The following is a 19,957-nucleotide window of genomic DNA, read 5'->3' on the forward strand; positions in this document are numbered from 1 at the left end:
GTTCGATCGGACGAATCAGGCGGTCTTCGGCGCCGACGCGAGCGCCGGCGCTTCGCCCACCGGCTGCGGATCGAGCTCGGCCAATCGCCGGCCCGCGTCGCGCCATGCGTCGAGGCCGCCGCGCAGCGCGAGCGCATCGGCGAAGCCCGCCTGCTTGAGGCGCTGCGCCATCAGCGCCGCCGACACCTCGTTCGGGCACGAGCAATAGATCACGAATTTCTGCGTGGCCGGATAGCGCGCGACGATGTCGCGCAGATCGCGTTCGTCAGCGAATTGCGCGCCGGGGATCGCGTACGGATCGAGCTTGCGGTGCTCGGGCGAGCGCGCATCGAAGACGACGGGCGCGGGATCGGTTCGCAGCAGCCGGTCGAGCTCGTCGACGTCGATTCGCGCGTTCGCGAGCTGGCGAATCAGCGCGCGCCGGCGCGTCCAGCGCACGGCCGTATAGAGCGCGAGCAGCGCGCCGATCACGACGAGCACCGCGCGGCCGAGCTGGTTCGCGCCCGTGAACAGCCAGTCGATCTGTTTCGCGAACGCGAATCCGATCGCAACGCCGCAGCCCGCCCACAGCAGCGCGCCGAGCCCGTCGTAGCCGACGAACGTCCGGTAGCGCGTGCCGAGCGCGCCCGCCATCGGCACCGAGATCAGCGACAGCCCCGGAATGAAGCGCGCGACCGTGAGCACGCGCACGCCCCAGCGGCCGAAGAAGCGCTCGGTCTTCTTCACGCAGCTATCGCGCGACAGCGAAAGCTTGCATAAGGTTTTCAGCGCGCGGCCGCCGAAATGCCGGCCGGCGACGTACCACACGGTGTCGCCGATCAGCGCCGCGAGCACCGCGAGTGCGAGCACGGGCGCGAGCTGCGCGCCGAGCGCATCCGGATGCAGCGTCGCCATCGCGCCGAACAGCACGAGCGTCGGCATCGCCGGCACAGGCAGGCCGATCGCGGCGGCGAGCACGTTGACGAACACGATGAGCGGCCCGAAGCGGGCGACGAGATCATGAAGCATGACGAAACAATGGACGGTCGCCGCGAAAAGCGCGCGGCATGGAGCGCGTGGATGCGCCGATTATCGGCTATTTTCGGAAAGGGGATCACGCCGTGGATGGACGCGCGGCGAGGACGGTGAGGGCGCGAGCGGGCGCGGCCTCACCGTGGCGGGATCAGTGCGTCGTGGTGCGGGCGAGCGGGATGGTGCCGTGCGTTTCGCCGGGCAGTTCCGCGCCGTGCGAACGAATCGCGGCGATCAACTCGGCGGGGGTGATTTCGTAGCGTACTTCCCGATGGATGCCGGGCTTGCGTTCGTCGACTTCGATGAGCAGTACGCTTTTACCGTCTTCGGTGGCCGCAAGACGCAGCGAGCGAAGCTCGCGGCCGTCGGCCGGATCGAATTCGGTCAGCAGGGTCATGGCCCCGGAAGAACCGGTCGTGCGCATTGAACGTGTCCTCGTGTCGTGAAGTAGGAAATGTTGCTTTGCGGACTGCTTCAATGCAGTTTAACCGAACCGGACGGCAGCAATGAGAATTTCGCGAGGCGTTCGAGCGGCGCGGGCGGGCGGCCTGCCGAAGCGTCGCCGCGCGTTGCGCGGCAGCCGTTCGGCGTTCGCGCAAACCCGCATGTTGTGGCGGCGCGTCACGGCGAAAAGTATGAGTGAAGATGCGATCGGCCCGCCGCGAGACGGGCGTGTCGCGCCCGCCGCCGGATCAGACGAGTCCCGTCAGATAATAGACGGCGATCACGAAGAACACGGCGAGCGTCTTGATGACGGTCACGGCGAAGATGTCCCGGTACGATTCGCGGTGCGTGAGGCCCGTCACCGCGAGCAGCGTGATCACCGCACCGTTGTGCGGCAGCGTGTCCATGCCGCCGCTCGCCATCGCGACGACCCGGTGCAGCACGTCCATCGGAATCTGCGCGGCCTGCGCGCCCTTGATGAAGAGATCGGACATCGCCGCGAGCGCGATGCTCATCCCGCCCGACGCGGAGCCCGTGATCCCTGCGAGCGAGCTGACCGACACCGCCGCGTTGACGAGCGGATTCGGAATGTTCTTCAGCGCGTCGCCCACGACGATGAAGCCCGGCAGCGCGGCGATCACGCCGCCGAAGCCGTATTCGGACGCGGTGTTCATCGCGGCGAGCAGCGCGCCGCCGACGGCGGCCTTGGTGCCGGTCGCAAAACGCTCGTGCACGCGCTTGAACGCGGTGATGACGACGAGCAGGATGCCGAGCAGCAGCGCCGCCTCGACCGACCAGATCGCGACGACCGTCTTGATCGGCGTCGTGACCGGCGTGTGGACGCCCGGCAGCACGTCGGGCGGCACCGTGTAGGACGCGCCGCCGTACCACACTGGAATCAGTTTCGTCAGCGCGAAGTTCGCGACGCCGACGAGCACGAGCGGCGACACCGCGAGGAGCGGATTCGGCAGCGACTTCGTCTCGACGCGCTCCGGCTCGTTGACGAGCGACGTGCCGTAGCCTTCGCCGCGCGCGAGCGCCGAGCGGCGGCGCCATTCGAGATACGACAGGCCGACGACGATGATGAAGACCGACCCGATCGTGCCGAGCGCGGGCGCGGCCCACGCGGTGGTCTTGAAGAATGTCGTCGGGATGATGTTCTGGATCTGCGGCGTGCCCGGCAGCGAATCCATCGTGAACGAGAACGCGCCGAGCGCGATCGCGCCCGGCATCAGGCGCTTCGGAATGTTGCTCTGACGATAGAGCTCGGCCGCGAACGGATAGACGGCGAACACGACGACGAACAGCGACACGCCGCCATAGGTGAGCAGCGCGCACACCGCGACGATCACTGCATTCGCGCGCGATCGGCCGATGTAGCGGATCGCGGCGGCCACGATCGCCTCGGAGAAGCCGGACAGCTCGATCACCTTGCCGAACACGGCGCCGAGCAGGAAAACCGGGAAGTAGAGCTTCACGAAGCCGACCATCTTTTCCATGAAGATGCCGGAGAAGACGGGGGCGACGGCGGCGGGGTCGGTCAGCAGCACCGCGCCGAGCGCGGCGACGGGCGCGAACAGGATCACGCTGTAGCCGCGGTAGGCGGCGAACATCAGGAACGCCAGCGCGGCGAGGACGATCACGAATGACAAGAGAGTCTCCTAAATCTTGGTTGTTGTGCGCTCGGGCGCGCCGGGTGGACGGCGCGACGCTGCGGCACGCGTTGCCGCAGGATTCGTGCCATCCGCAGTGCGGCCGGGCGCGGCCGGCCACGTGAAAGGCAGCGCGCGGCGATGGGCGCGCCGGCTGCGTCCGATTCTACAGAAAACGTCTCTTTGTGTAGACGAAAGCCGCGCGCGATGCTCGCCGATTCGGGATCGGGCCTTTTATGATGGGCATTTGCCGGATGTCTCGCACATGAGATAATCCGTCTCGCCCTTTGGACAAGAAAGAAAAAGTGGAGACGAATGCACCGATTTCGGGCGGCTGGGTCCGGCTGCCCACCGATTACGGCGACGTGCTGCGGCGCGCGGCGGAGTCCCTGTTCAAGACCTTCGAGCATTCGAGCGTCGGCACGCTGATCGTCGACAAGGATGCGCGCGTCGTCTGGATCAACCAGCGCTATGCGGCGCGCTTCGGGTTCGCCGATCCGCAGCAGGCGATCGGCCGCGATTGCGAAGCCGTGATTCCGCACAGCCTGATGCGCGAGGTGGTCGCGACCGGCCGCCCGATCCTGCTCGACATCATGGAGACGGGCCGCGAGCCGCTCGTCGTCACGCGCCTGCCGCTGACGGACGACGCGGGCGAAACCGTCGGCGCGATCGGCTTCGCGCTGTTCGACGAACTGAAGACGCTGACGCCGCTCTTTTCCCGCTACATTCAGGTTCAGCAGGAGCTGATCGCGACGCAGCGCTCGCTTGCACAGGCGCGGCGGGCGAAATACACGTTCGCGAGCTTCGTCGGCACGAGCGCGGTGAGCCTCGAGACGAAGCGGCAGGGGCGGCGCGCCGCGCAGGTCGATTCGCCCGTGCTGCTGCTCGGCGAGACGGGCACCGGCAAGGAATTGCTCGCACATGCGATCCATGCGGCGTCCGCGCGCGCGCTGAAGCCGCTCGTGACCGTCAACGTTGCGGCGATTCCCGATGCGCTGCTCGAAACCGAGTTCTTCGGCGCGGCACCGGGCGCGTACACGGGCGCGGATCGCAAGGGGCGCGTGGGCAAGTTCGAGCTGGCCGACGGCGGCACGCTCTTTCTCGACGAAATCGGCGACATGCCGCTGCCGCTGCAGGGCAAGCTGCTGCGCGTGCTGCAGGACAAGGAGTTCGAGCCCGTCGGCTCTAACCGGATCGTGCGCGCGAACGTGCGGATCATCGCGGCGACATCGGCCGAGCTGCCGGCGCTCGTCGCCGAAGGACGCTTTCGCGCGGATCTCTATTACCGGCTGAACGTGCTGACGATCCATGCGCCGCCGCTGCGCGAGCGCGCATCGGACATCGAGGCGCTCGTCTATACGATGCTCGAGGAACTCGCCGCGCAGCACGGACTTGCCGAGCACTGCGAACTGACCGACGACGCGCTGCGCCTGCTGTGCGCGTATCCATGGCCCGGCAACGTGCGCGAACTGCGCAACACGCTCGAGCGGGCGCTGATGCTGTCCGATCGCGCGTTGATCGATGCACGCGCGCTTGCGCCGTTCATCGGCCCGGCGCGCGGCGCGGGGGCGGGTGCCGGCGTTGGGGCGGGGGCGGGCGGTGCAGTTGGTGCGGGTAGTGCGGGTGGTGCCGGCTTGGTCGCGGTCGCGGCGCCGACGGCCGTGCCTGACTCGCGCGCGACGGCTTCGTCCTATGCGGACGCGTTCGCCGCATGGGAGCGCCAGTTCCTGAGCGACGCGCTCGCCGCATCCAACGGCAAGGTGACGGAAGCGGCCGCGCGCATCGGCATCGGGCGCGCGACGTTCTACAAGAAGCTCGCGTCGCTCGGCATCGATACGTAACGGGCAACGCGCGGGACGCATTCGCAGCGAACGTATCGATGCTCGCGTATGAGCGGGCGCATTCGCAGGAGGCACGCGATGAAGCGCATCGGGTCCGCCGTATCGTGCGTGGCGTTCGCCGTCGCCGCGCATGCGTTTGCGCAGGATGCGGCGTCGGTTGTGTCACCGGTATTGCCCGTATTGCCTATATTGCCCGCGTCGCCGGTGTCGTCTGCATCGCCCGCCTTGATCGAGCGACGCAATTGGTACGACGATCCTTTTTTTGCATTGTCGAATTCGATTGCCGAATGTCCGATGCCGCTTGGTCCGTTGATGACGCGCGCGCAAATGGAGGATGACGCGCATTACCGCGTCGAGCGAGGAACGACTTGCTGGCTCGCGCATCGCTGCAGCAAACCGAATTCCTATTTATATGACAAGCCGATTGCCGAAGAGCTGAAAAAGCGATTTGCCGACAGCGGTCAGGCATTGGCCGGCACGAGCATCTGGATCACGATTCAGCGCCGCTTCGTTTATGCCGAAGGATGCGCGAGCGCATCGTTCGATCGCGACGCGCTGCGGCGACGGCTCGAGGCGCTGCCGGACGTCGAGCAAGTATTCATTCGGCTTACCGACAATCCGCACGGGCGTGCGCCCTACAAGACACTCGTTGCGCCCGATTGACCCTTTGCGGCGTGCGTTGGCATATACTCGCGTCGTCCAAGAAGAAAGCGGAGCGATAGGCAGATTTATGAAACAGACGGGTGCGCCAGCGCCGGGGCAATGCGGCGCGTTCTTGCGGACGGGATTTTTGATTGCTTTAATAGCGGGGCTTTCTGGCTGCGGGGGAAGCGCACCGCTGTTTACGTCGGACGGACGCGCGACCACGATGGTCCAGTGTCCGGAAGGCGGTGCTTGGGACACCTGCATTCAGAATGCGCGCGGCATTTGCGGCGGCGATTTCGATACGATCAGGCAATCGGTCGATAACGGCGTGCGAAACCTTCTCTTTGCATGCAAGGCTGGAAATGGCTTCTGAGCATCGCTTGCGGGATATGAAAGCAATGCGAAAAATGTTCGATTGATCCTGAATTGATTCATATACTTCCATCTATAAATAACGAGACGGAGCTTCATCCATATGGCGACCTATAGGCAACTGACCGCACAGCTCGAAAAACTTCAGCAGAAAATCGACAAGGAACGCGAAAAAGCGATCGCGGACGCCATTGCCGACATCAAGGCGAAGATCGAGGAATACGACATCACGCCGGAAGAGCTGGGGTTCAGAAGCATCAAGGCGGCGGCGAAGCCGAAGCGCGTGCTGCCGCCGAAGTACCTCAATCCGAAAACGGGCGAGACCTGGAGCGGCCGCGGCCGCGCGCCGGCGTGGCTCGGCAAGAACCGCAACCGCTTCCTGATCAAGGACTGATCCCGAAAAGCCTCACCTTTGGCGCCTTGAACGACGGTGCGAGCGGCAAGTCTGCCATTCGCACCGTTTTGTTTTCGGCCACGGGATTGTTTGCTCCACGGTGTTTCACGGCGCCCGTGAGATTTCGCGACGCAGAGGGTTACGTGTCGATTCGGCAATGAAACCCATGTGTTTAGCCGGATATTGCGTGATTTGATCGTCGATTCGAACTTGTCGAATCGATAAAGATGTTTCACGCCGCCTCGTACATCCGGGATGCCGTTTGCGGTTTTGTCGGTTTCGCTCTGCGATTTCGCCGCGGCTCGATATCCAATCCCGAACATCCTCACCTTGACTCCCGGAAACGCTCACCTTTGACGGTGCGAAGCGAGTGTCATATCGGCGCTTTCGGCATGCCGTTTCGCATTCGATCCGGGCGACGGCGCGCGTTTCAACCGCAGCACGGGAGAAGCGGCGACATGCCGATAAGGCGAGACAACGCCATTCGTCTGTTCTGATTCGCCAATCGGCAGGCGGAAATGGACAACGCATTTGGACGGCGGGAGGCCGCGTAGGCGACATTTCCGGGATGGCCTTCTCATTCGTGCGGCAATCGAAACGAGCCGCACGGCAGCCGGCACGAATGAAAAACGACCGTTGTCTGCCGGAAAAGCGTTTCCCGGCCACTTGCAATGCCGGCTCGCGCATTTTGCATTCGTCGTAAAGCGCGGCTGTAGGCGGATCGCAAGCGGCGCGTCGTCGCGCGGCCGCGATCGCAGGTTCGCTCGACGCGCGCGACAGGCGGCTCCGTTGTCTTCGTATTTGACCGCGACCGCGCGGTGGAATTGAACGTTGAATTCGATCGCAATCGAATGGCGGGCCGCGCCGTTCGATTGATTGCGCGGCGATTGTCCGCTATTCGGCAATGCATCAAATTTGTCGGCCTGGCGTTGCCGACGTTTGATCCGGATGGATCGAATTTTCGAGGCGGTCGTTTCAAAACGGATGAATCGGGCTTTGAATGTTGCGCAGCGAGACATTCCGAGCCGCGGGACTTGATAGCGACGCGCGAGCCGTTTCCGGAAGCGGGTGCCGCAACCGGCCTCGGGAAGCGCCTTGCTCGGTGGCGGCGAAGTGTTTGCGTCGATGATGCCGATGCTTGCGCGGCTCGGCGATTCGGCCGAACGGCATATAGGCGGCGCTCGACGCTTCGCCTATCCTATGGGCACTCGGGCTCGGTCCGGCAGGGCCGCGCTTCGATCGCCGTCGCTCAATCCTTTTAGCGGAGTCGCCGTGACCGTTCGCAATCTCGATGCGTTGTTCCATCCGACATCCGTTGCCGTCGTCGGCGCTTCGCCGCGCCCGGGCAGCGTCGGCGCGATGGTTTGGGCGTGCGTGCTCGACGGCCGGTTCGGCGGGGCGATCTGGCCCGTCAACCCGAAGTACGGCGAACTGAACGGCCACAAGGTTTACCCATATGTCGACCAGTTGCCGAGCGCGCCGTCGGTCGCACTCGTGTGCACGCCGCCCGCGACGTGGCCCGGCATCGTGCGCAAGCTGGGCGGCCTGGGCGTTCGCGCGGCGATCATCGTCGGCGAAGCCCGTTCGAGCGCCGATCAGGTCGCGCTCGAACGGGCGCTCGCCGCGGCGAAGCCGTATCTGTTGCGCATCGTCGGGCCGGGCAGCCTGGGCGTCGTGTCGCCCGCGCTGAACGCGCATTTCGGCGCGCCGGCATGCATCGTCAAGGCGGGCGGCGTCGCGTGGGTGTCGCAATCGAATGCGCTGACGAACGCGGTGCTCGGATGGGCGCATGCGCGCGGGCTCGGCTTTTCTCATGCGGTCGCGCTCGGCGGCGAAGCGGACGTCGACGCGGCCGACGTGCTCGACTACCTCGCGAGCGATGCCGCGACGCGTGCGATCCTGCTCGAGCTCGACACGGTGAAGTCTGCGCGCAAGTTCATGTCGGCCGCGCGCGCGGCGGCGCGCAACAAGCCGGTGCTTGCGTTGCGCGCAGGGCGCGGCGATTCGGGCGATCTGCTCTATACGGCCGCGTTTCAGCGCGCGGGGATGGTGCGCGTCGACGCGCTCGACGATCTCCTCGACGAGATCGAGACGCTCGGCGTCGGTCGGACAGCCGCGGCGAGCGGCGCGGCGACGCTCGTGACGAGCGACAGGGGTGTCGCGAAGCTGGCCGTCGATGCGCTCGCGGCGGCGGGAGAGACGCTTGCGCAATGGCCGCAGGCGGCCGTCGACGAGGTCGGTGGCGCGCTGCCCGCGGGAATCGTCGCCGGCAATCCGTTGCTGCTCGGCGACGACGCGCGTCCCGAATATTTCGGCGCGGCGCTGAAGGCGCTCGCGCAGCATCCGCCGACAGGCGCCGTGTTCGTGGTTCATGCGACGTCGCATAGCGCGCCTGTCGGCGACGTTGCGCGCGTGCTGATCGAATCGCGCAAGTTCGCGCGTCGCGGCATGCTCGCGTGCTTCTTCGGCGGCGTCGATGCCGCGACGCGCGACGCATTGCACGAGCACGGCATCCCCGTATATACGACGCCGCAGCGTCTCGCGCGCGCGCATGCGCGCCTCGTCGATTATCAACTGGGCCGAGAACTGTTGATGCAGACGCCGGAGGGCACGCCGCCGCAACCGCCGGCGTCGATCTCGGCTGCGCAGCACGCGGCGCGCGCAGCGCTCGCGCAGGGGCGCGACGCGTTCGAAGGCGAGGCGGCGCTCGAATGGCTGGCCGGCTTCGGCATCGAGCGCGCAACCGATGCGGACGTCGACGTCGGCGATACGATTGTCGACATCACGGTCGGGATGTACGACGACCAGAACTTCGGGCCGGTATTCCGCTATTCGGTGCCGCCGGCGGACGGCGTTTCCGCGCCGTTCGTCGTCTACGGGCTGCCGCCTTTCAATACCGTGCTCGCGCGCGCGGTCGTCGCGCGGTCGCCGTATGCGCGCCGCGCGCCGCCCGAGCCGCTGCTGCACGCACTGACCGCGCTTTCGCAGGCGGTGTGCGAGGTGCGCGAAATCGTCGAGATGTCGCTCGTGCTGCGCGTGCGTCCCGCGCGCGTCGTCGCGTTCGGGCCGCGCATCGGGCTCGCGACGGGGCGCAGCCGGCTCGCGATCGTTCCATATCCGCGCTATCTCGAGCAGAAGCTCGACTGGCGTGGAGAGCGCATCACGGTGCGTCCGATTCGCCCCGAGGACGAGGCCGCGCATCGCGAGTTGCTGAGCGCGATGACACCGGACGATTTACGGATGCGTTTCTTCGGGGCGATACGCAACTTCGACCATTCGCAGATCGCGCGGATGACGCAAATCGATTACGACCGCGAGATGGCGCTGATCGCGACGCTCGACGATGCCGGCGGCCGCGCGCATACGCTTGGCGCGGTGCGGGCAGTGACCGATCCGGACAACGAAGCGACGGAGTTCGCGATCGCGGTGCGGCCCGATCAAAAGGGCAAGGGGCTTGGGCGAATGCTGATGACGCGCATCATCGAATACGCGCGCTCGCGCGGAACGGCGTGGATGGTCGGCGAGGCGCTGCGTGAGAATGCGGCGATGATCTCGCTCGCGAAAGACAGTGGTTTCATGGTGTCGTCGACCGAGGAACCGGGGGTGGTCGCGTTCAGGTTGAAGTTGCAGCCATGAGACGCCGCCGCGGCATCGGGCGTCGGACGCGTGTGATCGGCGCAAGGGGCTGGCAGTCGCCGTGGTGCGGGGGCGATGGGGCGGGCAATTCGAAATCCGATGCGCGGTGTGTCGCCGGCGCTTCGGAGATTGCGGAATGCGTTGAAGGCGTCAACATCGCTGACTGCTGGCAACGGTTTTGACATCCTGACGATCATCGCCGCCATCGGTGCCATCACCGCCAATTCCGGACGGTGAGGTTTTACGGGAAACGAATTCGGGCGAAGGTGAGCGTCTTCGGGAGGCGGCCGGGCGGAACGAAACGCAGCGCGCGTGGCTTGTCGCCGATCGCATCGGGGTGTCGACGCATCGGCTGGCACCTGCAAACATGTGCCAGCCGATCCGCCGACCTGACAATACACCGCCTCACCGCCCGCGAACCCGAATCCGCCCCGCGAACCGAATCACGCAGCGAGCTTCACCGCAGCTTCGTCCACATGCTTGCGCGAGATCGCGAGCTCGTCGAGCAGCGTGTCCGCGTAGACCGCGCCCGTCTCGCGTTCGAGACGCGCCACCGTCAGCGCGCAGCGCGCGGTGTCCTTCGGCATCGCAATGAAGCGCTTGATCGATTCGCCCGCCTTGAACGCGTCGAAGAGCGGCAGGCGCACTTCGTCCGGCAGCGTCTTCGTCCATTGGTACGGCTTGCCGTTGAACGTCAGGGAAGGCGGCAGCGAGCGCTCCTTCTTGCCCGCCGCGATCAGGCCGTACGTGCGCGCGGCTTCGCCGATCTGCTCGGGAGAGAAGAGCTCGTCGGGCGTGATGTCGAATTGCGCGATGTACGCTTCGATCGCCCGCATCGCGGATGCGCGATCGTCGCGCTTCTTCTGCGCGCGCGCGACGATGTCGCGCAACTCGTCGGCCTCTTCAGGCGTGATCGTGAAGCTTGCCTGCTTCTGCTGAAGTTCGGAGAAACGTTGGAATTCGAGATCGGTCAGAAGTTTGGCCATGACATCCATGAGGCGTCCGCCATCGGCGAAGACGGCAGGCGGTGTTTTGAAGGGGGCGCTATTTTAGCGTAGCGCCGCGCGCGCAGCCGATTCGGCACACAGCACGCGCCGGACAAGTGCCGGGCGAGCGCCCGCGCGCGTCACGGCGCATGCGCGAGCAGTTGCTCGACCTCGCGCGCGATCGCGAGCAGGCGTCGGTCGTTGCCCGCCGGCCCTTCGAGCATCAAGCCCACGGGCACGCCGGTGTGCTTCGACACTCCCGCCGGAATCGATACCGACGGCACGCCGCCGAGCGTCGCCGGCCCGGTCTGACGGATCACGCGCGCGAACAGCGCGTAGGCGGCGTCGGAAGGAAGATCGTGCCCGCTGTCGGCGACGAGCGGCGCTTCGCATTGAACGGTCGGCAGAGCGATGCAATCGACGCCTGTTCGATGGAACGCCTGGTCGTACCAGCGCACGCTGCTTTGCAGCACGTCCATCGCGGCCGCATACACATCGCTCGATGGCGGCGCGTCGATCAGCATGCGGAAAATGTGTCGTACATCGTCGCTGCCGAGCCGGGCGACGAACTCCGCGAACGGCAGAGCGAGCCGCTCTGCGCTGAAGCGCTGCCAGTATGCGAGCGCCTCGAACCCGCCGATCGGGAAGCCGCAAGCTTCGTCCGCTTCGTGCAGCGCGCGGGCGGCGAGCGGGATCAGCCGCGCGCCCGCGTCCGTCAGCGCGGCGAGCGCGCGCTCGGTCAGCTCCGCGACGGCCGGATCGAGTCCATCGAAGTAGGGCGCATCCGGCACGCCGATCCGCAATCCGGCGAGCGCGACCGGCGCGGGCTCGGTGGCATCGCCCGTCAGCACGGCGTCGAGCAGCAGCAGATCGTCGATGCAGTGCGCGATGGGGCCGACTGTATCGCGCGTCGGCGATAGCGCGAGCACGCCTTCCGTCGAGTAGCGGCGCGGCGTCGGCCGCAGGCCGGCGACGCCGCAGAACGCGGCCGGGATCCGCACCGAGCCGCCCGTGTCGGTGCCGAGACCGAACGGAATGCCCGCCGCGACCGCGCATGCCGTGCCGCCGCTCGAGCCGCCCGCGATTCGCGCCGGGTCGTGCGGATTGCGGACCGCGCCGAAGTGGCCGTTCGCGCTCGTGATGCCGAACGCGAGCTCGTGCATGTTCGCCTTGCCTAGCGGCACGGCGCCCGCGTCGAGCAACTGCTGGACGGCCGTCGCATTGCGCGTCGCGCTGAAGCCGAGCAGCGCGGGGCTCGCCGCGTGCGTCGGCATGTCGGCTGTGAAGAGGTTGTCCTTGATGACGAACGGCACGCCCGCGAGCGGCAGCCTGCGGCCGCTCGCGATCTGCGCGTCGATGCGGGCGGCGGCCTGGCGCGCGATCTCCGGCGCGACGTGCGTCATTGCCGCAAGCGGCTCGGCGAGCGCGAGGCGTTCGAGCGCCGCCTCGGCGTGCTCGAGCGCGCGCGCTCGTCCGCCGTTCACGGCATTCGCGACTGCCCGCACGCTCGCGGGCCGGACGTAGGTTTTTCGATGCGACGTCATTGGCCTGTCTCCTTGTGCAGCACGCCGCGACGTGCGGCGCGCGTCATCGCTTCGGTCGGATCGGGAACGTTACGCGGCCGCCTCCTTCAGCATCGAAAGATGTCTGGCCGTCGCGCGCAGTTGCGCGTCGACATCGTCGACGCGCGGCGCGACGTGCGCGTCGATCCGGCGGACGTACGGGCACGTGAGTGCGGCGATCGCGTGGCCGGACGGCCCGAGAACCGGATACGCGATGTCGGTGACGCCGAATGCCTGGCGGCTTTCCCGCCTGAGCCAGCCGGTCGTGCGGATCTCGCGCAGCAGCGCGTCGAGCTCGTGCATGTCGAGCGCGATTTCGCCTTCCACCTTCGTATGCTCGGCGAGCATCTGCGTGCTTTGCTCGGGCGTCTGGAACGCGAGCAACACGGGGCCCGACGCGGTGTCGACGAGCCCGACGCGCGAACCGAGCCGCACCGAGATGCCCCACGGGCCCGGCCCGTCGACCTGCGCGATCACGAGCAGGTTGCCCCGGTCGTACACGCACAGGTGGCACGATTGCTCGGCCGCGTCGGCGAAGCGCTGCATCGGCGGCAGCGCCTCGGCGATCAGCCGCTTGAGCGGCGGATGGCGGTGGGCGAGCGAGTAGAGCTTCAGGCTCAGCGTGTAGCGGTCGCCGCCCGGCGAGCGGATCACGTATTGGCGCGCGACGAGCCGCTCCAGCATCCGGTAGATCTCGCTCGCATTGCGGCCGAGCTCCTTCGTGATCTCGGTGCGCGTGAGGCCTTCCTTCTGCTCGGCGAGGAGCTCAAGGATATCGAGCCCCTTGTCGAGCGCGGGCGCGCGATAGCGCCCGACTTCTTCGCAATCCTGCGGTTTTTGCGCGGCGCCGGCGGGCAGGTCTTTCCTGGGTTTCATCGGTGGATCGATTGTCTGGGACACGATGCGTCGAATGCCCTGGGCGGCGCGTGTTTCGCGGCTGCGCCGAGTGCGCCGATGGATCGTTGGTTCGTATGTAAATTAAGTCACTGCTCCAATAGCAATGATAATCAACGAATGCGAAATCAATACCAATTTTGTCGACAATTGTTGAATAGAAAGCGGTCGACTGCGTATCGATGCGGTCAAAGTATGCGTCGGAGCGGTCGGGAAAAACCGGCGTGATCGAGCAGGCCGGTGCGCTCGCGCGGCTGGAAGCGGGCGTTTGTCACGGACGTCGTTGCGCGGACGCGCGCGGTGACGCGCGGGAGGCATGCGCTGATGGACCTCGGCGAGTCCCGGCGCGGCGGCGGCAAGTGCCGGCGAACCCGCGCGTCGCCAGCGTCTGCTCCAATAGTCGTTATCCGCGACGCAGCGTCTCATCGCGCGCGGCGGATGGTACAAATTGCGCAACGGGCCCGCTCCCGGCGCCGTCGCGCCGGCTCGATCGAGTGCGGCGGAGGCTCGTCTGTCCTGAACTGAAGAGGTCGCCTGTCATGAAACTGCTTCGTTACGGCCCCGTGGGCCACGAAAAGCCCGGGTTGCTCGACGCGGCTGGCCGCATCCGCGATCTGTCGTCGCTGATCAACGACGTCGCGGGCGACGCGCTGTCGGACGCGAGCCTCGCGCGGCTCGCCGCCGTCGATCCCGCGTCGCTGCCGCTCGTCGCGGGCGAGCCGCGGACCGGCGCGTGCGTCGGCCGGATCGGCAAGTTCGTCTGCATCGGCCTGAACTACGCGGACCACGCGGCGGAGGCGGGTCTCGCGGTGCCGACCGAGCCCGTCGTGTTCGGCAAGTGGACGAGCGCGGTGAGCGGCCCGCACGACGGCATCGAGATTCCGCGCGGATCGGTGAAGACCGACTGGGAAGTCGAGCTGGGTGTCGTGATCGGCCGCGCGTGCAAGAACGTCGACGAGGCCGACGCGCTGTCGCACGTCGCCGGCTATTGCGTCGTCAACGACGTGTCCGAGCGCGAATGGCAGATCGAACGCGGCGGCCAGTGGGACAAGGGCAAGGGCTTCGACACGTTCGGGCCGATCGGCCCGTGGCTCGTCACGCGCGACGAAATCGCCGATCCGCAGGCGCTCGACCTGTGGCTCGACGTGGACGGCCGGCGCTATCAGAACGGCAATACGCGCACGATGGTGTTCACCGTGGCGCAGTTGATCGCGTATCTGTCGCGTTGCATGAGCCTGCAGCCCGGCGACGTGATTTCGACCGGCACGCCGCCCGGCGTCGGGATGGGCGTGAAGCCGTCGCCCGTCTATCTGAAGCCGGGGCAGACGGTGCGCTGCGGGGTGGCGGGCCTGGGCGAGCAGCGGCAGACGACGCGCGCGGCGGCGTGACGTGGCGGCGCGGCCGGCGTGCGGCAGCCGATGTGCCGGCAGCGGTTCGCGTTGCACGGCCTCGTTCGCTGCTTCGCGTGGCGGACGGCGTGTGTGCGACGAGGCGTCGATCGTCGCTGTTGCGCGCGTTGTGTCGCGCGTCTTGATCGAACGCGTGGGCGTTCGATCAAGATGTCGTTCACGCCTTCGCCAGCGCCTGATCGAGATCGGCGAGCAGATCGTCGATGTGCTCGATGCCGATCGACAGCCGCACCGTCTCTTCCTTCACGCCCGCCTTCGCGAGCTCTTCCGGCGATAGCTGACGATGCGTCGTCGAAGCGGGATGCGTCGCGAGCGACTTCGCGTCGCCGATGTTGACGAGCCGCGTGAAGAGCTTCAGCGCATCCTGGAACGCGGCGCCGCCCGCGCGCCCGCCCTTCACGCCGAACGTGAGGATGCCCGGCGCGCGGCCCGACAGATAGCGGTCGACGAGCGCGTGATCCGGATGATTCGGCAAGCCGGAATAATCGACCCATTCGACCTTCTCGTGCCCCACGAGATGCTGCGCGATCCTCAGCGCGTTCTCGCTGATGCGGTCGATGCGTAGCGCGAGCGTCTCGATGCCTTGCAGGATCTGGAACGCGTTGAACGGCGAGAGCGCCGCGCCGGTGTTGCGCAGCGGGACGACGCGCGCGCGGCCGATATACGCGGCGTCGCCGAACGCTTCGGTGTAGACGACGCCGTGATAGCTGACGTCCGGCTCGTTCAGCCGCCTGAAGCGGTCGGCGTGCTTCGCCCACGGGAACTTGCCCGAATCGACGATCGCGCCGCCCAGGCTCGTGCCGTGCCCGCCGAGATACTTCGTCAGCGAATGGACGACGATGTCCGCGCCGTGCTCGAACGGACGCAGCAGGTAAGGCGTCGGCACCGTGTTGTCGACGATGAGCGGCAGGCCGTGGCGATGCGCGACGTCGGCGAGCGCGGCGATGTCGGTGATGTTGCCGAGCGGATTGCCGACCGATTCCGCGAAGATCGCCTTCGTGCGCGAATCGATCAGCGCTTCGAATGCCGCCGGGTTGCGCGGATCGGCGAAGCGCGTCGTGATTCCGTACTGCGGCAGCGTATGCGCGAAGAGGTTGTAGGTGCCGCCGTACAGCGTGCTCGATGACACGATGTTGTCGCCCGCCTCGGCGATCGTCAGGATCGAATAGGTGACTCCCGCCTGGCCCGATGCGAGCGCCAGCGCGCCGACGCCGCCTTCGAGCGCCGCGACGCGCTGCTCGAGCACGTCGTTGGTCGGATTCATGATCCGCGAATAGATGTTGCCCTGGACTTTCAGATCGAACAGGTCCGCGCCGTGCTGCGTGTCGTCGAACGCGAACGCGACCGTCTGATAGATCGGCACCGCGGCGGCGCGCGTCGTCGGGTCGGGGCGATAGCCGCCGTGCACGGCGAGGGTTTCGAGGCGCCAGTCGGCGGATGCGGGTTCGGTCATGATGGGTCTCCGGTCGGTCTGCTTGTGTCAAGGTGTCGGCCGATTATAGGAGTCGCGGTCGCGCGCTTTTAGCTTGTTTGGTGACAAGCTTATTCGCGGACAAGACAAGTGCCGGGGCGGTGCGCGGAGGCGTGCGGACGATGGGCGGTTAGCCGTCGGCGTCCGCCATGAAATTCAATTCGACGCCGTTTCCCGCCGGGTCGTCGAAGAACAATTGATGCTGACGCGTCAACGGCACGTCGGCGCTCGTGTATCGGATGCCGAATTGCTGCAGACGGGCAATCGTTCCCGGCAGATCGCTGCAGGAGAACGCGACATGGTCGAACGTGTTCGTGACATTCGGCGCACGCGATTCGCCGGGCCCGGCTTCCGACAGATGCAGCACCGCTCGCGCGCCGGCATACAGCCAATAGCCGTGGCTCCGGAACGGCGGGCGATCGCCGGGCCGCAAGCCGACCGCGTTCACGTAGAAATCGCGCAGCGTGTCGAGGAGCGGACGAGGCGCGCGGAGGTTGTAGTGATCGAGGCCGGTGACGGGCATGGCGGGCGGTCGGGGGAGGGAACCGGAGCGGCCATTCTAGCGCGTGTCGAGGGGCGATGTGATGGGGCGCGTCGAATGGCCGGCGCGGCGCGGCTTCACGGATGCTTCCGCCACGCCATGCTACGCCGCCCCGCCCCGCGGCTTCCGCGCCTAGCCGCCCGCCCGCCCCTGCAAATGACGCGCGACCGAAGCGAGCTTTTCGCAAGTCTCCGTCCATTCGCGATCGGGCGTCGACAGCGGAACGAGCCCCGCACCGGCTTGCAGCCAGCAGCGTCCGCCGTCCCGATACACGGAGCGCAGCACGAGCGCGGCATCCATCGCGCCTTCGCTGTCGACGACGAATACGCAGCCGCTGTACAAGCCGCGCAAGCGCTGCTCGTGGCGTCGAATGCTGTCGAGCGCCTCGCGTTTCGGAATGCCCGAAGCGGTGACGGCGGGAAACAGCTTTTCGAACGCATGCCATGCGTGGCGGCCCGCCGCGAGCCGCCCGCGCACGCGCGATGCAAGATGCTGGACGGTGCCGCGCCGATACACGTTCATGAATTCGCTGACGCCGAGCGAATCGGCGTCGCAGATCGACGACATTTCGTCCATCGCCAGTTGCACCGACACCGCGTGTTCGGCGATTTCCTTCGCATCCCGCAGCAGTTCGCGCCGCAAACGCGCGTCTTCGGCGTCGTCGCCCGTCAATGCGCGCGTGCCGGCGAGCGGTTGCGTGCTGACGAAGCCGTCGGCGCTCACTTCGACCACCGTTTCGGGGCTGAAGCCGTATGCTTCGAAATCGCCGTCGCGGAGCAGGAACGAGCGCGCCGGCGTGTTCGTCCGCCGGCCCGCGACGTAGCTCGACACCGTGTCGAGCGACGCAGGAACCTCGACCGCGCGCGACAGGATCACTTTCTGGTACGCGTCGGCCTGCATTTCGCGCACCGCGGACGCGACCTGCTCCTTGTACGCGTGCGCGTCGCGTTCGCCGTCGATTGTTTCGAGACGCGCGCCGGGCTCGGTCTGCTGCGCGGCGTCCTGCGCGTCGACCAATTCGGCGAGCGTCGCGAGCGCGCCGGGGTCCAGGCTGCGGATCAGCGCGCGGCCGCTCGCTACGCGAATCTCGCTTTGCGGAATCGCGAGCCGCAGCAACGGCTCGTCGCCGCGCGCGCCGTCGATGCCGTACGTCAGATGAGAAAACTCGAAATGGGCGCGCCCGTATGCGCGCCAAGCGTCGATCCGCACGTCCGCGAGCGCGTGTGCGATCGCGTCGCACGGCTGTGCGTCGCGCCAGCTTGCGCCGTCGCTGCGGCGCACCGTTCCGTCCGGCTCGACGATCACGCTCAGCGCCGAATCGATGCCGATGCTCCATTCGCCGCCGCGCTCGTAGAGCGTGCAGTGCCGGCTCGGCAATGCGCGCATGATGCGCGACGCCAGATCGAGCGGTTCGCTTCGCACGCTCAGGCGGCGTTCGACGTAGCGTCGCGCCGGGGCGGCGTCGCGCGCCTTGGCGATCGCGATCAAGCGTTGCTTGTCGATCTTGCCGACCGACGTCAACGGCCAATGCGCGGCGATTTCGATCTGATCCGGCAGCTTGAATTCGCTGAGCCCGCGTGCGCGCAGCGCCTGCTTGAGCGTCGCCGCATCGAGCGTGTTGCGTTGCGGCCGCACGAATGCGCAGATGCGTTCGCCGAGCAGCGCGTCGGGAACCGCGACGACGGCCGAGTCCTGCACGTCCGGCAACGCGTCGATCAGCAGCTCGATTTCCGCGGCGGAGATCTTTTCGCCGCCGCGATTGATCTGCTCTTTGATGCGCCCTTCGACGATCAGATTGCCGGCCGCGTCGCGGCGCACGAGATCGCCCGTGCGGTAGTAGCCGTCGCCCGTGAAGCTGCGCGCGTTGTGCTCCGGCGCGCGGTAGTAGCCTCGGATCGTGTACGGCCCGCGAGTCAGCAGCTCGCCGACGTCGCCGGCGGCGACGTCGCGGCCGTGCGCATCGACGATGCGGACTTCGTCGCGCGGCGACAGCGGCCGCCCCTGCGTATGCGCGATCGTGTCGGGCGGATCGTCGAGCCGCGTGTAGCACAGCAGTCCTTCAGCCATCCCGAATACCTGCTGCAGACGGCAGCCGAGCACGTCGGGCAGGCGGCGCGCGAGCGCCGGGTCCAGCCGCGCGCCGCCGACCTGGACGAGCCGCAGGCTCGACAGATCGCTGCGTTCCCATTCGCGCGCTTGCGCCCAGAGCTGCGCGAGCGGCGGCACGAGCGCGACGTGCGTGACCCGCTCGCGTGCGATCAGCGGCATCGCTTCGTCGCAGCTCGCCGTGTCGGACAACACGACCGTGCCGCCGCTCGCGAGCGTGCCGAGTATGCCGGGGCATGCGAGCGTGAAGTTGTGCGCGGCGGGCAGCACCGCCAGATAGACGCTCGTATCGTCGAGCCCGCAGAGCGCGGCCGACGCGCTGAAGTTGTACGCGTAGTCCGCGTGCGTGCGCGGAATCAGCTTCGGCGTGCCGGTCGTGCCGCCCGACAGGAGCAGCAGCGCGACGTCGTTCTGCGCGGGCGGCGTCAGTGCGCGCGGCGGCGCGTCGAGCGACGCGAGCGGCACGACGCGCTCGTCGGCATCGTCGTCATTGTCGCGACGGCCGGGCTCGCCGTCGACGACGATCCAGCGCAGCGACGGATGCGCGTCGAGCATGTCGGCGGCGAGCGATCGGGCGTCGAAGCCGGCCGTTCCGTCCGCGATGAAATAAGCGCTGGGCTCGGCGATGCGGCAGAGCGCGTCGATGTCGTGCGAGCGTTGGGTCGGCATCGCGAGTACGGGCACCACGCCGAGACGGAACAGCGCGAAGCAGACGGTGACGAACGCGATGCCGTTCGGCAACTGCACCATCGCCCGGTCGCCGGGGCGCAGGCCCAGCTCGTGCAGTGCGGCCGCGAGCCGATCGACCCGGTGATCGAGCGCGACGAACGGCACGCGTTCGCCGCCGGCGACGAGCGCGATGCGCGTCGCGTGGTCGGCCGCCCAGCGGCGCAGATGTTCGCCGAGCGGCAGCGCGGCGGACGAGATGTCGGGTTCGGCGGCCACGGCGTTGGCCGTTTCGTTCGGATTCGGATGAAGAAGAGTTTCCATGAG

General features: G+C 67.2%; 16 protein-coding genes and 1 pseudogene. 6 read left to right on the top strand and 11 right to left on the bottom strand.

Translation table 11 applies throughout. The features are described 5' to 3' along the window. Nucleotides 1-15: 15 nt before the first annotated feature. From WT16_RS24760 to WT16_RS24770, 4 genes and pseudogenes are all read right to left on the bottom strand, one after another. A complete protein-coding gene (locus WT16_RS24760) occupies nucleotides 16-1,008 on the bottom strand; it encodes a DedA family protein/thiosulfate sulfurtransferase GlpE (protein WP_063534448.1) in 993 nt (330 codons plus the stop codon). A 154-nt stretch (nucleotides 1,009-1,162) separates the two neighbouring features. Continuing rightward, nucleotides 1,163-1,435: a hypothetical protein gene (locus WT16_RS24765; RefSeq protein WP_009915974.1), complete on the bottom strand. Its 273-nt coding sequence runs from the start codon at nucleotides 1,433-1,435 to the stop codon at nucleotides 1,163-1,165. Further along, nucleotides 1,405-1,636 (bottom strand): annotated as a pseudogene (locus WT16_RS35715) (hypothetical protein). The gene WT16_RS24765 and the pseudogene WT16_RS35715 overlap by 31 nt, the downstream one beginning before the upstream one ends. Before the next feature lie 67 nt (nucleotides 1,637-1,703). Further along, on the bottom strand, nucleotides 1,704-3,107 hold the full coding sequence (locus WT16_RS24770; protein ID WP_009915973.1) for a GntP family permease: 1,404 nt from the start codon (nucleotides 3,105-3,107) through the stop codon (nucleotides 1,704-1,706). A 287-nt stretch (nucleotides 3,108-3,394) separates the two neighbouring features. Here WT16_RS24770 and WT16_RS24775 point away from each other — a divergent pair, with 287 nt between their 5' ends. The 4 genes from WT16_RS24775 (at nucleotide 3,395) to WT16_RS24790 (ending at nucleotide 6,359) form a co-directional block, all read left to right on the top strand. Beyond that, on the top strand, nucleotides 3,395-4,948 hold the full coding sequence (locus WT16_RS24775; RefSeq protein ID WP_063534449.1) for a sigma 54-interacting transcriptional regulator: 1,554 nt from the start codon (nucleotides 3,395-3,397) through the stop codon (nucleotides 4,946-4,948). A gap of 78 nt (nucleotides 4,949-5,026) precedes the next feature. After that, nucleotides 5,027-5,611 (top strand): hypothetical protein, encoded by a 585-nt coding sequence (locus WT16_RS24780; RefSeq protein ID WP_082874990.1) that lies wholly within the window; start codon nucleotides 5,027-5,029, stop codon nucleotides 5,609-5,611. Nucleotides 5,612-5,666: 55 nt separating this feature from the next. Then, nucleotides 5,667-5,966, top strand: a complete 300-nt coding sequence (locus WT16_RS35190) for a hypothetical protein (RefSeq protein WP_231749088.1) — start codon at nucleotides 5,667-5,669, stop codon at nucleotides 5,964-5,966. A gap of 102 nt (nucleotides 5,967-6,068) precedes the next feature. Then, nucleotides 6,069-6,359: an H-NS histone family protein gene (locus WT16_RS24790; protein ID WP_006029119.1), complete on the top strand. Its 291-nt coding sequence runs from the start codon at nucleotides 6,069-6,071 to the stop codon at nucleotides 6,357-6,359. A 347-nt stretch (nucleotides 6,360-6,706) separates the two neighbouring features. Here the strand turns inward: WT16_RS24790 and WT16_RS33950 are convergent, their stop codons facing one another. Further along, entirely contained in the window at nucleotides 6,707-7,378 is a 672-nt protein-coding gene (locus WT16_RS33950) for a hypothetical protein (protein WP_156521492.1), read from the bottom strand. 253 nt (nucleotides 7,379-7,631) lie between these two features. Here WT16_RS33950 and WT16_RS24795 point away from each other — a divergent pair, with 253 nt between their 5' ends. Beyond that, nucleotides 7,632-9,995, top strand: coding sequence for a GNAT family N-acetyltransferase (locus WT16_RS24795; protein ID WP_063534450.1), 2,364 nt, complete (start codon nucleotides 7,632-7,634; stop codon nucleotides 9,993-9,995). 443 nt (nucleotides 9,996-10,438) lie between these two features. Here WT16_RS24795 and WT16_RS24800 read toward each other — a convergent pair whose 3' ends face one another. From WT16_RS24800 to WT16_RS24810, 3 genes are all read right to left on the bottom strand, one after another. Continuing rightward, a complete protein-coding gene (locus WT16_RS24800) occupies nucleotides 10,439-10,990 on the bottom strand; it encodes a hypothetical protein (protein ID WP_041861977.1) in 552 nt (183 codons plus the stop codon). 131 nt (nucleotides 10,991-11,121) lie between these two features. Next, complete coding sequence (gene iaaH, locus WT16_RS24805; protein ID WP_015603793.1) at nucleotides 11,122-12,525, bottom strand: indoleacetamide hydrolase; 1,404 nt, start codon at nucleotides 12,523-12,525, stop codon at nucleotides 11,122-11,124. A 69-nt stretch (nucleotides 12,526-12,594) separates the two neighbouring features. Next, complete coding sequence (locus WT16_RS24810) at nucleotides 12,595-13,419, bottom strand: IclR family transcriptional regulator (protein ID WP_063534451.1); 825 nt, start codon at nucleotides 13,417-13,419, stop codon at nucleotides 12,595-12,597. A gap of 557 nt (nucleotides 13,420-13,976) precedes the next feature. Here WT16_RS24810 and WT16_RS24815 point away from each other — a divergent pair. Continuing rightward, the gene (locus WT16_RS24815) at nucleotides 13,977-14,825 is read left to right on the top strand and encodes an ureidoglycolate lyase (protein WP_063534452.1); all 849 of its coding nucleotides are present in this window, start codon (nucleotides 13,977-13,979) and stop codon (nucleotides 14,823-14,825) included. A gap of 178 nt (nucleotides 14,826-15,003) precedes the next feature. Here the strand turns inward: WT16_RS24815 and WT16_RS24820 are convergent, their stop codons facing one another. The 3 genes from WT16_RS24820 to WT16_RS24830 form a co-directional block, all read right to left on the bottom strand. Beyond that, on the bottom strand, nucleotides 15,004-16,299 hold the full coding sequence (locus WT16_RS24820) for an aminotransferase class I/II-fold pyridoxal phosphate-dependent enzyme (protein WP_063534453.1): 1,296 nt from the start codon (nucleotides 16,297-16,299) through the stop codon (nucleotides 15,004-15,006). Nucleotides 16,300-16,447: 148 nt separating this feature from the next. Further along, nucleotides 16,448-16,840, bottom strand: a complete 393-nt coding sequence (locus WT16_RS24825; protein ID WP_015602763.1) for a VOC family protein — start codon at nucleotides 16,838-16,840, stop codon at nucleotides 16,448-16,450. 150 nt (nucleotides 16,841-16,990) lie between these two features. Beyond that, nucleotides 16,991-19,954 carry a salicylate synthase gene (locus WT16_RS24830; protein WP_063534454.1) on the bottom strand — a complete coding sequence of 988 codons (2,964 nt, stop codon included), beginning with the start codon at nucleotides 19,952-19,954 and terminating at the stop codon, nucleotides 16,991-16,993. Nucleotides 19,955-19,957 lie beyond the last annotated feature (3 nt).

Source organism: Burkholderia sp. MSMB1589WGS (assembly GCF_001636105.1).
Lineage (GTDB): Bacteria > Pseudomonadota > Gammaproteobacteria > Burkholderiales > Burkholderiaceae > Burkholderia > Burkholderia humptydooensis.

Bases quoted from the DNA above. Each gene is read 5' to 3' on its own strand.
- WT16_RS24790 (WP_006029119.1), top strand. From the start codon at position 6,069: ATGGCGACCTATAGGCAACTGACCGCACAGCTCGAAAAACTTCAGCAG.
- WT16_RS24820 (WP_063534453.1), bottom strand. From the start codon at position 16,299: ATGACCGAACCCGCATCCGCCGACTGGCGCCTCGAAACCCTCGCCGTG.
- WT16_RS24780 (WP_082874990.1), top strand. From the start codon at position 5,027: ATGAAGCGCATCGGGTCCGCCGTATCGTGCGTGGCGTTCGCCGTCGCC.
- WT16_RS24760 (WP_063534448.1), bottom strand. From the start codon at position 1,008: ATGCTTCATGATCTCGTCGCCCGCTTCGGGCCGCTCATCGTGTTCGTC.
- WT16_RS24810 (WP_063534451.1), bottom strand. From the start codon at position 13,419: ATGAAACCCAGGAAAGACCTGCCCGCCGGCGCCGCGCAAAAACCGCAG.
- WT16_RS24815 (WP_063534452.1), top strand. From the start codon at position 13,977: ATGAAACTGCTTCGTTACGGCCCCGTGGGCCACGAAAAGCCCGGGTTG.
- iaaH (WP_015603793.1), bottom strand. From the start codon at position 12,525: ATGACGTCGCATCGAAAAACCTACGTCCGGCCCGCGAGCGTGCGGGCA.
- WT16_RS24765 (WP_009915974.1), bottom strand. From the start codon at position 1,435: ATGCGCACGACCGGTTCTTCCGGGGCCATGACCCTGCTGACCGAATTC.
- WT16_RS24825 (WP_015602763.1), bottom strand. From the start codon at position 16,840: ATGCCCGTCACCGGCCTCGATCACTACAACCTCCGCGCGCCTCGTCCG.
- WT16_RS33950 (WP_156521492.1), bottom strand. From the start codon at position 7,378: ATGTCTCGCTGCGCAACATTCAAAGCCCGATTCATCCGTTTTGAAACG.
- WT16_RS24830 (WP_063534454.1), bottom strand. From the start codon at position 19,954: ATGGAAACTCTTCTTCATCCGAATCCGAACGAAACGGCCAACGCCGTG.
- WT16_RS24800 (WP_041861977.1), bottom strand. From the start codon at position 10,990: ATGGATGTCATGGCCAAACTTCTGACCGATCTCGAATTCCAACGTTTC.